15 protein-coding genes and 1 pseudogene are annotated in these 14,533 nt (G+C 70.7%); 5 read left to right on the top strand and 11 right to left on the bottom strand.

Annotated elements, in window-relative coordinates; all coding sequences use genetic code 11:
* From HR086_RS48550 to HR086_RS17975, 3 genes and pseudogenes are all read right to left on the bottom strand, one after another.
* A pseudogene (locus HR086_RS48550) lies at nt 1-168 on the bottom strand (ABC transporter ATP-binding protein); the annotation flags it as partial.
* A gap of 6 nt (nt 169-174) precedes the next feature.
* Nucleotides 175-987: an ABC transporter permease gene (locus tag HR086_RS17980; protein WP_141642045.1), complete on the bottom strand. Its 813-nt coding sequence runs from the start codon at nt 985-987 to the stop codon at nt 175-177.
* Nucleotides 984-1,484, bottom strand: coding sequence for a hypothetical protein (locus HR086_RS17975; protein ID WP_141642044.1), 501 nt, complete (start codon nt 1,482-1,484; stop codon nt 984-986). The genes HR086_RS17980 and HR086_RS17975 overlap by 4 nt, the downstream gene beginning before the upstream one ends.
* A gap of 395 nt (nt 1,485-1,879) precedes the next feature.
* On the opposite strand from HR086_RS17975, the gene HR086_RS17970 reads away from it, so the two are divergent.
* Nucleotides 1,880-2,278, top strand: coding sequence for a hypothetical protein (locus HR086_RS17970; protein WP_174459021.1), 399 nt, complete (start codon nt 1,880-1,882; stop codon nt 2,276-2,278).
* Between the two features lies 1 nt (nt 2,279).
* Here the strand turns inward: HR086_RS17970 and HR086_RS17965 are convergent, their stop codons facing one another.
* The gene (locus HR086_RS17965; protein WP_141642042.1) at nt 2,280-3,422 is read right to left on the bottom strand and encodes a DNA replication/repair protein RecF; all 1,143 of its coding nucleotides are present in this window, start codon (nt 3,420-3,422) and stop codon (nt 2,280-2,282) included.
* A gap of 61 nt (nt 3,423-3,483) precedes the next feature.
* The gene (locus tag HR086_RS17960; protein WP_373564315.1) at nt 3,484-5,454 is read right to left on the bottom strand and encodes an ATP-binding protein; all 1,971 of its coding nucleotides are present in this window, start codon (nt 5,452-5,454) and stop codon (nt 3,484-3,486) included.
* Nucleotides 5,455-5,631: 177 nt separating this feature from the next.
* Here HR086_RS17960 and HR086_RS17955 point away from each other — a divergent pair, with 177 nt between their 5' ends.
* Nucleotides 5,632-6,744: a DNA alkylation repair protein gene (locus HR086_RS17955; RefSeq protein ID WP_174460193.1), complete on the top strand. Its 1,113-nt coding sequence runs from the start codon at nt 5,632-5,634 to the stop codon at nt 6,742-6,744.
* A 21-nt stretch (nt 6,745-6,765) separates the two neighbouring features.
* On the opposite strand, the gene HR086_RS17950 is transcribed toward HR086_RS17955, so the two are convergent.
* Entirely contained in the window at nt 6,766-7,056 is a 291-nt protein-coding gene (locus HR086_RS17950; RefSeq protein ID WP_141642040.1) for a hypothetical protein, read from the bottom strand.
* A 66-nt stretch (nt 7,057-7,122) separates the two neighbouring features.
* Here HR086_RS17950 and HR086_RS17945 point away from each other — a divergent pair, with 66 nt between their 5' ends.
* Together HR086_RS17945 and HR086_RS17940 are read left to right on the top strand one after the other, a co-directional pair.
* Nucleotides 7,123-7,821 carry a DUF1990 family protein gene (locus HR086_RS17945; protein WP_254626368.1) on the top strand — a complete coding sequence of 233 codons (699 nt, stop codon included), beginning with the start codon at nt 7,123-7,125 and terminating at the stop codon, nt 7,819-7,821.
* Complete coding sequence (locus HR086_RS17940; RefSeq protein ID WP_174460194.1) at nt 7,814-9,076, top strand: DUF1990 family protein; 1,263 nt, start codon at nt 7,814-7,816, stop codon at nt 9,074-9,076. The genes HR086_RS17945 and HR086_RS17940 overlap by 8 nt, the downstream gene beginning before the upstream one ends.
* Before the next feature lie 24 nt (nt 9,077-9,100).
* Here HR086_RS17940 and HR086_RS17935 read toward each other — a convergent pair whose 3' ends face one another.
* Nucleotides 9,101-10,318, bottom strand: coding sequence for a hypothetical protein (locus HR086_RS17935; RefSeq protein ID WP_174466223.1), 1,218 nt, complete (start codon nt 10,316-10,318; stop codon nt 9,101-9,103).
* Between the two features lie 308 nt (nt 10,319-10,626).
* Complete coding sequence (dnaN, locus tag HR086_RS17930) at nt 10,627-11,733, bottom strand: DNA polymerase III subunit beta (protein ID WP_141642037.1); 1,107 nt, start codon at nt 11,731-11,733, stop codon at nt 10,627-10,629.
* A 266-nt stretch (nt 11,734-11,999) separates the two neighbouring features.
* Here dnaN and HR086_RS17925 point away from each other — a divergent pair, with 266 nt between their 5' ends.
* Complete coding sequence (locus HR086_RS17925; RefSeq protein ID WP_141642036.1) at nt 12,000-12,503, top strand: DUF6748 domain-containing protein; 504 nt, start codon at nt 12,000-12,002, stop codon at nt 12,501-12,503.
* Nucleotides 12,504-12,510: 7 nt separating this feature from the next.
* On the opposite strand, the gene HR086_RS17920 is transcribed toward HR086_RS17925, so the two are convergent.
* Genes HR086_RS17920 through HR086_RS17910 form a run of 3 tightly spaced genes read right to left on the bottom strand, consistent with a single transcriptional unit; the run spans nt 12,511 to nt 14,423 of the window.
* Nucleotides 12,511-13,125 carry a peptidase gene (locus tag HR086_RS17920; protein ID WP_141642035.1) on the bottom strand — a complete coding sequence of 205 codons (615 nt, stop codon included), beginning with the start codon at nt 13,123-13,125 and terminating at the stop codon, nt 12,511-12,513.
* A gap of 6 nt (nt 13,126-13,131) precedes the next feature.
* Nucleotides 13,132-13,941: an ActD-like protein gene (locus HR086_RS17915; protein WP_174466222.1), complete on the bottom strand. Its 810-nt coding sequence runs from the start codon at nt 13,939-13,941 to the stop codon at nt 13,132-13,134.
* Nucleotides 13,938-14,423 carry an RNA polymerase sigma factor gene (locus tag HR086_RS17910; RefSeq protein ID WP_141642033.1) on the bottom strand — a complete coding sequence of 162 codons (486 nt, stop codon included), beginning with the start codon at nt 14,421-14,423 and terminating at the stop codon, nt 13,938-13,940. Before HR086_RS17910 ends, HR086_RS17915 begins: the two co-directional genes overlap by 4 nt.
* Nucleotides 14,424-14,533 lie beyond the last annotated feature (110 nt).

The raw sequence follows: 14,533 nt of genomic DNA, 5'->3' as shown, positions 1-14,533 counted from the left end.
CCCCAGCACCACCAGCGTCTCCCCCGCCCGCACGTCCAGCTCCAGGTCGTCGTAGACGCGCTTGGCGCCGAACGACTTCTGGAGGTGCTCGAAGTGGATGAGCTGCTCACCCGGCGTGGGCCGGTGGAACTCGAACGTGGGCGCTTCCTTGCGGTGGGCGAAGGGCATGTCGCGTCACAGGTACAACGTCACCTTGGTGATGAAGAAGTCCGCCAGACACACCGCCACGGAAGTTATCGCCACCGTCTGCGTCGTCGCGCGCCCCACGCCCTCCGTGCCGCCCTCCACCGTCAGGCCCTTGAAGCACCCCACCAGCCCGATGATGAAGCCGAACACCGCGCCTTTGAACACGCCGGACAGGAAGTCCATCATGAACACCGCGTCCAGCGCGCCCTGGAAGAACAGGTCCAACGAGATGGCGTACTGCGCGTTCACCACCAGCGCGCCCGCCACCAGGCCCACCACGTCCGCGAACACCGTGAGCACCGGCATCACCAGCAGGCACGCGAGCACTCGCGGCACCACCAGCTTGCGCAGCGGGTCCGCCCCCAGCGCGCGGATGGCGTCCACCTGCTCCGTCACCGTCATCGCCCCCAGCTCCGCCGCCATGCCGCTGCCCAGGCGCGCGCCCACCGTGAGCGCCGTCAACACCGGCGCCAGTTCGCGGAACAACGTGAGGACGACCACGCGCCCCACCGTGTACTGCACCCCGAAGCGCGCCAGGAAGTAACCAAACTGCAACGAGATGACGAGCCCGGCGAACGTCGCCGTGAGCAGCGCGATGGGCAGCGAGCGCACCCCCAGCGTCTCCACCTGGAAGATGAACGAGGCGCCGTCGAAGGGCGGCCGCACCGCGCGGCTGAGCACCTGCCCCGTCATCTGGGTCATCGCGCCCAGCGACTCCAGCCGCTGCTTCGTGCGCTCCACCACCCCGGGGCGCTCCGGCACCGGCGCCGCCGGCACCTCCGCTTCCGCCGAGGGGCTCATCCGAAGTGCTCCGACTTGAAGCCCGCGAGCAGCGCGTCGAAGTCCGCCATCCGCTCCGCGGCCAGCCCGGGCGGCGCGACGTAGGAGAAGTCGAAGACGCAGTTGTCCTTCTTCAACACCACCAGCTCCAGCTCCACCGGCACGCCATCCATCTTCGCCAGGAAGCGGCTGCGCAGCGCCTCCCGCCCATCCATGGCGATGAGGTGCTGGGACACCTCCTGGCGCTCGGTGAAGCCCATCAACAAATGCCGCGTGAGGACCGGGAGCGGTGGGTCATCGTGCCCCTTGCACGTCGCGTTGACGGAGAGCGCGCGGCCCGTGCCCGTCTCCGCGAAGGCCAGGTCATTGTCCTCCAACCAGACACGGCGCCAGTGCTTGGGCAGCTCGCCCACGCGGTAGCGCACCTCTGGCTTGGACAGCACGGAGTCCTCGAAGCTCACGCGGCGGCAGCCCCCGAGGGATGCGAGCAACACGAGCAGCAGCGTCATCCTCGGCATGGCACCGTTCTTCGCGGTCAGCACTTCCGGCCCTGCGGGCGAGTCATGCGACACCGGGGGCGGCGCCGCAAGAAATTCCGCGCGATAAAACGTCCACTACCCAGCCCTACCTCCACCCCTGGACGGTGGATGCTCGCCACTGAACCTTCCAGGTCACATGCTCGACACACCCCGTTTCGCGCGTCCGGCGTCGCATTCCCGGCGTGGAAAGGGGCAGGCCGTCCGCCCCGCCCACAATCAATCTCACCCGGCGCGCGCACGCGGGGAGTCCCCGTGCGCCCCCCCGGTTCGCATGTTCCTTCCAGCACCCCACCGGGACACGGAGGCCATGCGAGGCATCCGCCCGTCCCCCTCCTCCCTCTTCAGGGAGAGGACACGGCGCGAGGAGGAGACACATGGACGGCGGACTCGCGGTGTTCGGCTTCGGTCTCTTCCTGCTGTCGATTGCGAGCCTGTACGCACGCACGGCCTACGGCGTGGCCGTGGCCCTGCTGGTGATGTCGCTCGTGTCCATGGGCATGGCCTTCAGCGAGTCGAAGAAGCTGAGGGAAATCTCCCTGGGCCTGAGCCTTGGACTCCTGGCGGTGGCCACCATCGCCCTGGCCACGGGCACCGTGTGGTGGCTCACCCTGGGGACCTTCCTGTTCGCGGTGGCCTTCGCGGTGCTCTGGGCCGAGTACCGCTTCGCCTTCTTCGAGCACGTCCGCCAGGAGGACCTGCCGCCACGGCATCAACACCACGCCCGGCGGATGAACGTGCACTGGCCCTGGCACCGGCGTCGCCCGGTGCCGTGAGTCAACTCGCGACGGGCGGCGTCTCCGCGTCCCGCGTCGTCACCTGTCCCGCGTGCACGGAGAGCCACAGCGTGTCCGCCGCCGCCGCCCCGCGCACCAGCGAGCCGTCCGTGGTGGAGAGGAACACCTGCGCGCCGCTCCTCGCCAGGTAGTCCATCAGGTAGGCGTTGCGCTCCGGGTCCAGCTCGCTCGACACGTCGTCCAGCATGAGCAGCGGCAGGAACCCCATGCTCGTTTCCAGGTTCTCGATTTCGGCGATCTTCCAGCCGAGCACCAGCGCCCGCTGCTGTCCCTGGCTCGCGTAGGCCCGCGCGCTGCGCCCTCCCAGCGTCACCGTCACGTCGTCCGAGTGGGGCCCCACCGACGTGAAGCCCCGGTCCAAATCGCGGCGCAGGCGCTCGCCCAGGGACTCCCGCAGCGCCAGGGCCAGCGCGGCCTCATCCGCCGTGGCGAAGTCTCCGCCCAGGTGCGCCGGGTGATAGCCGTACGAGGCCGGCTCCACCGTGCGGCCAATCGAGGCGAAGGTCGCCTGCGCGCGAGGCGACAGCTCCGCCATCAGCGCCCGTCGCCGCGCGTAGATGCGGGCCCCCGCCTTCGCCAGCGTCTCGTCGTAGGCGTCCAGGTAGGCCGGGTCCACCGCGCCGCCCTCGCGCAGGAGCCGGTTGCGGTTCTTCAGCGCGCGCGCGTACTCGCGGCTCTCCCGCAGGTAGGCGGGGAAGCGGTTGAACACCGCCCGGTCCAGGAAGCCACGCCGTGAGTCCGGCCCGCCCTTCACCACCTCCAGGTCATCCGGGGTGAAGGCCACGACGGAGACGCCGCCGAAGTACTCCTCCAGGCTGGCCGCCTTCTTTCCGTCCACGAAGGCCTGCCGGGTGCCGCCGCCCACCTCCACGGCGATTTCGCGCTCGGCCCCCTTGAGGAGGAAGCGGCCGGACACGCGCGCCGTCTGAGTGCCCCAGCGCACCAGCTCCGACAGTCGCCCGGCGCGCAGCGGCTTGAGCGTGGCGAGGAAGTAGAGCCCCTCCAACAGGTTCGTCTTGCCCTGCCCGTTCTGCCCCACGGCGATGGTGGCATGGGCGCTGGGCGTGAGCGTCACCTGCGCGAGATTGCGGAAGTCTTGGACGTGGAGTGCGAGGAGGCGCACGGCCCCCACCGTATACCCGCGTCCGTGGCGTCGCGGGGAGGTTATCTAGAGCGGGAGTCCGTCAGGACGCCAGGCTCTTGGCGGCGACGGCGACGGCGGGCTCGGAGGGACGCAGCGGCAGCTCCATGGTGAAGGTGGCCCCTTCGCCCGGCTGGCTGTCCACGCGGATGACGCCCTCCATCGCCTCCACGAGCGTGCGCGCGACATACAGGCCCAGCCCCAGGCCACCGTAGTTGCGCTCGGACACGGCGCGCTCGAACTTGTGGAAGATGCGCGCCTGGGCCTCCACGCTGATGCCGATGCCCTCGTCGCGCACCACCAGCCGGGCCCGCGTTTCATCCCGCTCCACGAGCACCCGCACGGGCCGACCCGCGCCGTACTTGAGCGCGTTGGACACCAGGTTGGTGACCACCTGCTCCAACCGCATCCGGTCCCACAGCCCCGGCGCGGACTCCACGCCGGAGACCTCCACCTCGCACTCCGCCCGCTCCGCTTCCGGCTGGAAGCGCGCCACCACCTCCTGCACCAGCGCGAGCAGGTCCACCTGCTCGTACTCCAACCGCAGCCGCCCCGTGCCGATGCGCGACACATCCAGCAGCCCGTTCACCAGGTCCGCCAGCCGCATCACCTGCCGCAACATGCCCTGCACCTCGCGACCGTGGCGCAGCGCCCACGCGGAGCCCGGGTCCGCCAGCGCCGCGCGCGCGAAGGCCTGCAGCCTCAGGCCCAACACCGTCAGCGGCGTCTTCAGCTCATGGCTCGCCACCGACAGGAACTCGTCGCGCACGCGGATGGCGTCCTGGAGCCGCTGCTCCACCGTCTTCAGGCGGGTGATGTCCAGGAAGGGCAGCACCGTCACCGCCGGATGCCCGTGCATCGCGGGCAACATCTCCGAGGAGATGCTGAGCACGAACTCCCCGCCGTGCGTGTGCCAGACGACCTCCAGGCCCTCCAGCTTCTCGCCCCGCGCCGCGCGAGCGGAGGGGAGTTCCGCCGCCCTCAGTCGCTGGCCCGCGAGGTCCGTGACGTGGAACAGCTCGCCGTAGTCGGAGGCCGGCACCCGCGTGGGGATGCTCACACCATGCAGCCGGTCCGCCGCCGCGTTGGAGAAGGTGAGGTCTCCGGTGCCGGGGTCCGCCATCACCACCGGCATGGGCATCAAGTCCAGCACCGCCTCCAGCCATCGGTGCTGGCTCTCCACCGCCTGACGCGCGAGCACCTGCTCCGTCACCTCGAAGGCGAACGTCACCAGCCCATCCACGCGGCCCCGCTCGTCGCGCAGCGGCTCGTAGAGGAGGTTCCAGTACCGCGTCTCCACCTGGCCCCGCCCCGCGTAGTCGAGCACCATCGGATACTCGTGGGCCACCACCCGCTCCCCCGTCTCCAGCACGCCCCGGTACAGGCTCACCAGCTCCGGAGCGATGTCCGGAATCGCCTCCAGCAACGTGCGCCCCACCAGCTCGCGCCCACCCATCAACGTCTGGAGCAGCGGGTTGGCGAACTCGAAGCGCAAATCCGGGCCGCGCAAGAGGTTGATGGCCACCGGCGCCTGCGTGAGCAGTTGATAGAGCCGCCGTCGCTCCAACTGCTCCGCCTCGCGCGCGGCCAGCTCCGCCGTCACGTCCTTGTAGGCCAGGGCGATGTGGCTCACCTCGCCCCCGGAGGACGCGAGCGGGAAGCAGGTGCAGGCGATGGCGATGCGGTGCGCCTCTTTCACGTCGACGTGCCGCAGCTCCTTCACGTCGTACCAGATGACCGGCGTCTGGACCGTCTCGCCCGCGAAGGCCCGGCGCAGCAGCACGTCGAGCCCCAGCTTCGCGACCAGCTCGTCGCGAAAGAGGCTGTACTCGGGCGGCGGCACCGAGCCGAACATCGCCGCATAGGCCGGGTTGTGCAGCCGGCAGTGGCCTTGCGCGTCGAAGATGGCGTACGGCACCGGCGAGTGGAGGAACAACCCCTCCAGCAACACCAACGGGTCCGTCACCGAGGCCAACTGCTCGCGCAACGCGAGCGCTTCCGGCGACGCGCGCACGCTCCGAGCCGCGCCGGAACCCTGGCTTCCTTTCGCGCTTGGTTTCCCGCCCCGAGGGCCCTGGCCCTTGCGTGTCGCCACAACCCGCACGACTAGCAGAAGACAGGCATTACTGGCAGCGCGGAAAGGTAGGACATGCCTTGTGGGTCCCCTCGCGACAGGCTTTGGTCCGGCCCCATGGCGGAGCCCCTCAAGACCTTCTTCGATGCCCGGCTGGTGGAGCGACTGGGCACCACGCTGCACCGCGCGCACCCGACCTTCCCGCTCGACACCTTCCTGCGCGAGGCCCGCCTGGGTCTGGACGGACACGAGCTCATTGGCCGCGCGCGGCACATCTCCCAGGCCATGCACCGCGCGCTCCCCCGCGACTACGCGAAGGCGGTGGAGGTGGTGGTGCGCTCGCTCGGCCCGCTCCGGGAGACGGACCGGGTGGGGGGCATGGAGGTCTTCTTCTACCTCCCCCACACGATGTTCGTGTCCGAGCACGGCCTGGAACACTTCGAGGAGTCCATGCGGGCGCAGCACGCGCTCACCCAGCGCTTCACGGCGGAGTTCTCCATCCGCCCCTTCCTGGAGCGGCATCCGGAGAAGACGCTGAAGCGGCTGCGCGAGTGGACGAAGGACGAGAGCGTCCATGTGCGAAGGCTCGTCTCGGAGGGCACGCGTCCGCGCCTGCCGTGGGCCTCCCGCCTGCGCGCCTTCCAGCAGGACCCGCGTCCGGTGCTGGAGCTGTTGGAGCTGCTCAAGGACGACGTGGACCTGTACGTGCGCCGCTCGGTGGCCAACAACCTCAACGACATCGGCAAGGACCACCCCGACGTGCTGGTGAAGGTGGCGAAGGCGTGGCTGAAGGACACCTCACCGGAGCGGGAGTGGCTGGTGCGTCACGCGCTGCGCTCCGCCGTCAAACGAGGAGAGCCCGCCGCCCTGGAGGTGCTGGGCGCGGGCAAGCCCACCGGCATCGAGGCCCGCGCCACGGAGCTGCCCCGTCGCGCGAAGCTGGGCGGCGCGGTGGACGTGCGCTTCGTGGTGGCCAATCGCTCCAAGCGCACCCAGTCGCTCGTGGTGGACCTGGCGGTGCACTTCTTCAAGGCGCGCGGCGAGGCGCCCAAGCCCAAGGTCTTCAAGGTGCGCGCGCTGACGCTGTCGCCCGGACAGGAGGAGACGCTGGGCAAGCGCGTGTCCCTGGCGCAGCTCACCACGCGCCGCCACTACCCGGGCCCGCACCGCTTCGAGGCGCGGGTGAACGGCGTGGACCTGCCGCTGGGCGAGGTGGAAGTGGTGGAGTGACTCAAGCGGCGCGTCCTTCCTTCAGCGAGGCCCGAGCAGCTTCACCAGCTTGTTGTAGACGCCCATCACCAGGAGCGGAGACACCCACGAGCCGATGAAGCGGGCGGGCTGGGTGCGGCCCATCAGCTCCAGGCTCAGCGACACGCCCATCGAGCACAGGCTGGCGAAGAGGAACATGTGAGAGGGAATCTTGGCCGCCTGCTGCTCCAGCAAGCGGGTGAACGAGCTGTCCGCGTGTTCCGCCCGTAACACGGGGGGCAGCTCGTACTCGCGCTTCGACTCGGCGCTCGCGGGGTTGACGTCCAGGCTCATCGCGCTTGCTCCCCGAGCGGCCGGACAGGTCGGCCGGACGCCCTCCCGCACTCACGGGAAAGCCCCATGCCTCCCGGCGTCGCGGTCCCCATCATGGTGGGACCGGACCACGCGAAGGGCGAGAGGGTGAACCACCACACGACACCGGACACGGCGGGCGGCGAAGCGGGAGGACTCCAGCTCCCCGAGGCGGGTGCGGGCCCCCTGTTGCAACGCGATTACTGGGCCCTCATCCGGCACTGTCGCCACCGGCCCGCCGACCTCCTGGACTGGGTGGCGCGGAGGTTCTCCGAGTTCGCGCCGGAGGAGCTGTGTGTGTTCGAGCGCGAGTCCCCGTCCCGCGAGGACCAGCCACTGGCGATGGGCGAGCTGCTCACGGTGCGCATCCACGGCGCGGGGACCTTCGGCGTGCGCGTCATCCACAAGGACCGTCAGAGCCTGACGCTCGCCACGCTGCCGGGCCACCCGGAGGCGGGGCGCATCACCTTCGGCGCGTACCGCAACGAGTACGGGGACGTGCTCTTCCACATCCGCAGCCGCGCGCGCTCCGGCTCGCACATGCACCACTGGGGCTTCGTCACCGCGGGCGAGGCGATGCAGACCAACACCTGGACGGAGTTCGTCCTGCGCGTGGCCCTCTCCGCGGGCGAGGGCGTGGTGGGTGGCATCCACGCGGACACCCGGGAGCTGGGCGAGGAGCCGGAGGGTGGCGATGTGATGTCGGGACCCACGTTCCTCGCGCGAGGAGACGACGCCGATGATTGAGTGGCGCTGGTTCTCCGGCTGGACGGACGACGAGCTGGCCCCCCTTCTGGCGCAGGCGCGAGCGCTGGCGCGCAACTTCACGGCCGCGTCGGGAGAGATGACGCTGGAGGCGGGCTGGAACCAGGTGCACTCGGTGTCCACGCTGGGCCGCGAGCAGCCGGGCCCGCCGTCTCCCACGGGCCTCTTCGAGCGCGCCCGAGGCGTGCTGGAGACCTTCGACTTCTCCGACCCTCGCATCGTCCGCTGGCACTTCTCCTCCGACACGCCGCTGCATGGGCGCACGGTGCTGTTGGAGCTGAAGTCCCTGGCCGAGCGGCTGCGCTTCCTGTGCGCGGTGCGCGTGGGTGACACGCGGCTGGAGATTGGCGAGACGTGCAGCGTGTATGGCTTCAGCTTCGAGACGCTGGAGGGCCACATCGAGGAGGGGCGCGAGTGGTTCCTCTTGCGCAAGCACCACGACACCGGCGAGGTGCGCTTCGAAATCGAGGCGAGCTGGCGGCCCGGGAAGTTCCCCAACGCGTGGAGCCGCCTGGGCTTCGCGCTCGTGGGCAAGCGTTATCAACGCGCCTGGCATCGGCTGACACATGCGCGCCTGCGCGAGCTGACGTGGCACCACCCGGAGTTCGCGGGCCTGCCGGAGCACCAGGGCACGATGGCCCATTCGGGACATGCGCTGGAAGAGCTGGGCCCGGTGCGCATCTTCGCGCAGCGCGCGCCAGGACGACTGAAGTCACACGTGGAAGAGGAGGTGGAGGCCGTGGAACGAGGACATTGGTTGACCCCCGTGGGGCTGGGAGTGCTCGCGGGCATGCGAAGTCTGAGCGCGCCCACGCTGGTGAGTCGCAGGCTGGCCCAGTCTCCAGACGCGAGGACGGACCCGCTGTCCGTCGCCCTGTCGAAGCCGTGGGTGCCCCGGGTGCTGGAGGTGCTCGCGCTGGGCGAACTGGTGGCGGACAAGCTGCCGAAGACGCCCGCGCGCGTGAAGTGGGTGCCCATGACGGGCCGCATCTTCATGGGCACCGTGGCGGCGGCGTCGTCGGTGTCGGGGCAGACGCGGCGGCGCGTCGTGCTCGCGGCGACGCTGGGCGGCCTCGCGGCCATGGCCTCCACCTGGGCCTTCTACTCACTGAGGAAGCTGGCCACGGGGAAGCTCCACGTGCCCGCCCTGGCGGCGGCCTTCGCGGAGGATGCCCTGCTGGCGGCGCTCGCCTCGCGGTTGATGCCCCTCGTGGACGACACGCCCGCGACAGGCTGAAGCGGGACGGCCCTTACCTCCCGCTCAACCCGGGCGGGAGGCCGCGTTCCTCGCGGCCTGCACCAGCGCGGGCAGGTCCTTGACGTGCGTCATGTCCGGCCCCCCGTCCTCGGACGCACGCGGCTGGGCGCGCGAGGGAGAGAACAGCCGGGCCGGCGTCTGCGCCTTGCCGTGCAGGATGATGAACAGGCGCAGGGCATCGCGCAGGCGCTCCACGTCGGTGCCGCCCTCGTCGCGGGCCCGCTGCGCGGCGCTCCACAACCGGGCCCACGCGGACTCCTCGCTCCAGGCCCCGGTGGGACGCTCGCGCGACAGGGAGGCCAGCTCCGCGGCCAGTTCGAACAGGCCCGCGCGTCCTTCGTCGAAGACCTCGCCCGCGGCGAGCCTTGAATCACCCCGTCCGCTCGTCGCGGCCCCTTCTCGCGCGGCCAGCCACGGCAGCAGCTCCGGGACCTCCTGCTCGAGCGGTATGACGGGGGCCAGCCGGTCGTCCAGCAGCGCGCGCAACCGCGCCCGCGCCACGCCGTGCCAGAAGGCCGCGTGCAGCACCAGCTCTGGTCCACTTCGCGGCACGTGCAGCGGCACGCGAGAAGCCCGGCGCGCCAGGAAGTCCTTCACCCGCCCGCTGGTGTCGAAGTGCTCCAGGCGCTGCCACAGCGCGGCCAGCGCCGAATCGGCGAGCGGCAGGGCGCGGCGCAGCTCATCGGCCTCCGCCTCGTTGAAGGGCAGCACCCCCTGGGGCGTGGGGCGCTTGAAGACGCGCTCACACACCTCGGCGGCGGCGCACGCGGCGCGCAGCTCCGGGAGGTTGCGGGGCAACAGCTCCACGGCGCGGGCCCAGGTGCGCCTGCCCAGCAGCGGCCCCGCCTCCAGCACGACCTCCTCCAGCCGCAGCAGCGCCTCGCCCAACGGCACCGAGCGCTCCGCCTCCGGCAGCCTGCGCAGGGCCGCGTGCTGGACGGCCGCCCGCAGGCGCTCCACCTCCGCCATCAGCTTCATGGGCGCGGCGTCGAGGGGCCACGCCTCGGCGGCGGCGCGACGCTTCAGCGCGGCGAGCGTGGCATCCACCTCCGGCTGCACCTGCGCCACCTCGCGCAACAGCTCGAAGTGGGCGCGGACGCGGTCCTTCCAGAAGAAGGCCTCCAGCATCCCCCGCAGGGCCTGGTAGCGCAGGCGCGTGGCCTCCAGGAGGTCCGCGCGGTCCTCGAGTCGTGCGCGCAGGTTGTCCGGGTGCGTGGCCACGGCCTCACTATAAAAGCGGCCCCGGCTTCCGGCAGGCCCCCGAGCCCACGCCCCCTCGCGAGAGTGAACGATGGGTCGCCCATGACTGTTCCACCCGACAGGCGCCCCGCTCCGACGTCACCCTTCCCGTCCAGAAGGCGGCATCCCGCTGGCGCCAGCCCGTCTCCCGCGACCTCACGGCACGCGCACTCGACGGCGCCTGTGCCGCCCGGCAATAAAAAGCCCATGCGACCCGGCCAGGACTCGGCGCGGACTCGCATGGGCGCGGGACGACTTGGGGAGCGCGGGGCTCCCGGCCGTGAAGCGACTCAGACGCGCATGGGCATGACGACCGCGGTGAACGTGCGGTCACCGGGCGCGTGCAGCACGCCGGGGCTGTGCTCGTCACCCAGCTCGAAGCTCACCTCGTCCGTGTCCGTGACGGCGAGCACGTCCGTGAGGTAGCGCGCGTTGAAGCCCACGGTGATGTCATTGCCCCGGTACGCCAGCTCCACCACGTCGCGCGCTTCACCCAGGTCCGGGTTGCTCGCGGTGATGACCAGCTTGTTCTCCTCCAGGCCGATGCGCACCGCGTTGCTCTTGTCCGCGGACAACAGCGCGATGCGCTTGAGCCCCTCCAGGAAGCGAACCTTGGGCACGAGGACGACCTTCTCGCCCTCCTTGGGGATGACGCGCTGGTACTCGGGGAACTGCCCGTCGATGAGCCGCATCACCATGGTGAGGCCGGGCTTCTTGAACAGGGCGGAGTTCTCCGCGAAGCCCAGGTGGCACTCCGCATCCGGGGCCTCGTCCAACAGGCGCTTGAGCTCCATCAGGCCCTTGCGCGGGATGATGACGCCGCTCTTGAGCTTGAAGTCACCCGTCAGCTCGCGCTCGATGAGCGACAGCCGGTGGCCGTCCGTGGCCACCATGCGGACCTTGCCGGAGGGCTGCGGCTCGAAGAAGACGCCGTTCAGGATGTAGCGCGTCTCGTCGCTGGAGATGGCGAACTGGGTCTTCTTGATCATCTCCAGCAGGGTGTTGCCACCCACCTGCACCAGCGGAGCGCTCTCCTCCTTGGGCAGCTTCGGGTACTCCTCGGCGGCCATGCCGACAATCTTGAAGTGGGCCGAGCCGCTGGAGATGTCCACGTAGTTGTTGGCCAGCTTCTTCAACGTCACCTGCGCGTCGGGCAGGTTCTGGACGATGTCGAAGACGTACTTGGCGCTGAGCGTGACGGCGCCCGGCTTGATGACCTCGGCGGGGTGCTCGGAGACGATGCCGATGTCCAGGTCGAAGGCGGTGACGGTGATGCCCCCCTTCGTCGCGTTGACGAGCACGTTCGCGAGGATGGGCATCGTCGTCTTGCGCTCCACGATGCCCTGAGCGCGGTAGAGGGCCTTCTTCAGCTCGTCGGCGGCGATGCGGAATTCCATCGGAGGGCGTCCTTAAAGGTCTCGGCCCCGAGGGGCCGATCAGGGGGCCGATGTAGCCCGTGGCATAGGGAGCGTCAACGACGCGCGAGCCCCCGTCTTCGCGCCCGACAGGTCCTCGACGCCTCTCATGAGACTCCCAGTCGCGCTGCACGGGCATTCAGTCACCCCCAGTTCAACTGACTGGTGGTCAGCTGGCCAGACAGGGGACTGGCCCTTGCCTCGTGGGCGATGGACACTCCCTGTCTACTCGCCTTCCGGAGCTTCCCATGAACGTCCGCCCGCTGTTGCTCGCCGCCCTCGCGCTGGGCTTCGCCGCCGGCTGTAGCAAGCCGTCCGCCTCCTCTTCGACGCCCTCGAACGAGCCCGGCACGCCCAGCGGCGACTCCCGGCAGCCCTCCGCGGAGACGGCCGCCGCCCCCAGTGGAGACCAGAGCGGCACCCCCGTCGCGCCTCCGCCCACCCCGGGCAACGGCGGCGAGGCCAAGGCGGGTGAGAGCGCCGTCTACATCGTCAAGGACAGCGGCGTGCGCTGCTTCGCCCCGCCCTGCCCCACCTACAACGCCGTGCTGGCGGACAAGCCGGACATGGACGCGATTCCCATCCACGAGCTGGACCTGTCGGCGGTGACGGGGGGCAACGAGCAGCAGATGGAGTCGCTGATGCAGCGCACGACGGCGGGCGGCCTCAAGCTCCGCGGCTCGCTGGAGACGCGGCCCAAGGCGGGCCCCGCCGGCGACGCCACCGTGCTGCGCGCCAGCAAGCTGGAGTAGGCGCCGCTCAGAAGTGCAGGCCGAGCTGGAGTCCGGGCCAGTGCTGGAGGCGCTGGTCCGCCTTCGGCTGGCTCTGGCTCACGGACATGCGCGTCACCGACGCGAAGTCCGGCTGTCCCCACACGAACCACAGGTTGTAGGTGGGGCCGACGAACACGGCCAGGCGAGGCAGCACCTGGACCCCCAGCATCACCCGGGCCTGGCCCAGCACGTTGCCGCCGTCACCCTCCAGCGGCTTCTGCACCGGCTGCACCGCGCCGCCCGTCACGTCCAGGTCCAGCCAGAAGCGGTGCGACATCACCACGTGGCCGCCCACACCCAGGCCGAAGCTGAAGCGGGCCTCGTTGCGGCTGCCCGGCTCGATGCCGGCGAGCAGCGTCAGGTAGACGGGCCCTCCGCCCACCTTCACCGCGAGGTTGGCGAGCTGGATGTCGCTGGCCCACAGCTCCATGTGGACGTTGCCCTTGCGCAGCCCCCGGCGGCCCGGCGTCAGCCCCGGCTCCGGCGCGCTCTGCGCGAACACACCTTCACCCTCCACCAGCGCGAGGGGGCGTGCCGCGCCGACTTCCGCGGCCGCCGCCCCCGCCCACAGCCACAGTGCGAGAAGGGCGCAGGGTTTCATCACCCCTTACTTTTGAAGCGTGAAGGACACCTGCGTCAAGCCCTCGGGCAATAAGAGGGACGCGGTGTGCGCGTCGGCAGACGCCGCCAGCGTCCGGGCCGCCTCCAGCACCGGCGCCACGTCGAAGGGCTGGCCCGACGTCACCAGGAAGAAGCGCTCGAAGCGCGGTGCGTCATCCAGCTCGTAGGCCCCGGCGAGCCGCTGGGTGCCGGAGGGCGCGAGCGTCGCGGCCTGGGCCCCGTGCTCCGGCGCGTGCAGCGTCACGGAGCCGCGTCCGTCCACGGAGAGGATGACGCCGTGGGTCTGCCCCGCCGCCACGTACGCCAGTTGCACCACGTCACCCGCGACGGCCACGGCGCCCTCGGCGAGCAGTTCGTCCGCCTGGGCACGCTGGCGGTGGACCTCCAGCCGGGGCGTCAGTCCCTTGGAGCGCGTGAGCTCCGGCTCCAGGCCCGCGAGCGCCCCCGTCGTCGGCTCCTGCGTCGGTGAGCCGGACTCGGGTTGCACGACGACGAAGAGCGCGAGCGCCGCGAGCACCGGCACCAGGCCCATGGCCGACGTCAGCCACGGGGAACGAGCCGGAGCTTCGCGCGCGGGAGCGCCGCGGCGAAAGCGGGTGTCCACCTCGCGGGCCACGCGCTCGGGCGACAGCCGCTCCAGGGTGACGCGCGAGTCGGTCTCCAGCGCGGCGAGCCGCTCCGGGCCCCCGGGCTCCTGCGCGAGCCGGGCGCGCGCGGCGGCGAGCTCCTCGGGCGGCAGCTCGCCCAGCGCGATTCGCTCCAACAGCCAGTCCGGAATGCGTGAGGGGGAATTCATGCGGCCTCCAGCTCCAGCTCGTGCAGCGCCGACGTCAGCGCGCGCAGGCGCTTGCGCACGCCCGACACGGACAGGCCCACCTCGGCGGCCGTCTCCTCCAGCGTCATCCCATCCACCAGGTGCAGCACGGCGATGTCCCGGCTGGACGCCGGCACGCGGCCGAAGAGTTTGTCCAACATCCCTCGGGCACTGGCGCGCGACTCGGTGTCGTCCGCCGAGGCGATCTGCAACACCAGCTCATCCTCCCGGTCCTCGGGCCTGCGCTTCGCCCCTCGCAGCCGGTTGAGGCACACGGTGGTGGAGATGCGGTGCAGCAGGCTGGACGGAGCGGCGTCCTTCAACGCCCCCTGGTAGCGCAGCAGCTGCACGAACACATCGTGCATGGCGTCCACGGCCTTCTCCTCGTCACGCAGGAGGAAGCGGCAGCGCCGGAGCACCTGGGGGCCGTAGCGGCGGTAATAGGCCTCCACATCGATTGACACCGGAGTCGCGCCTCCCTCGTTTCGGTGAAGGGAACACCGGTGCCTCGCGAAACTGTCACCGGCCTCCTCGCGAATTCGTCCCTACCCCGATTCACCCAGGAGGCAAAACC

The organism is Myxococcus sp. CA039A (genome assembly GCF_013336645.1).
Taxonomy (GTDB): domain Bacteria; phylum Myxococcota; class Myxococcia; order Myxococcales; family Myxococcaceae; genus Myxococcus; species Myxococcus llanfairpwllgwyngyllgogerychwyrndrobwllllantysiliogogogochensis.
This window is presented reverse-complemented; position numbering and strand designations above follow the sequence as displayed.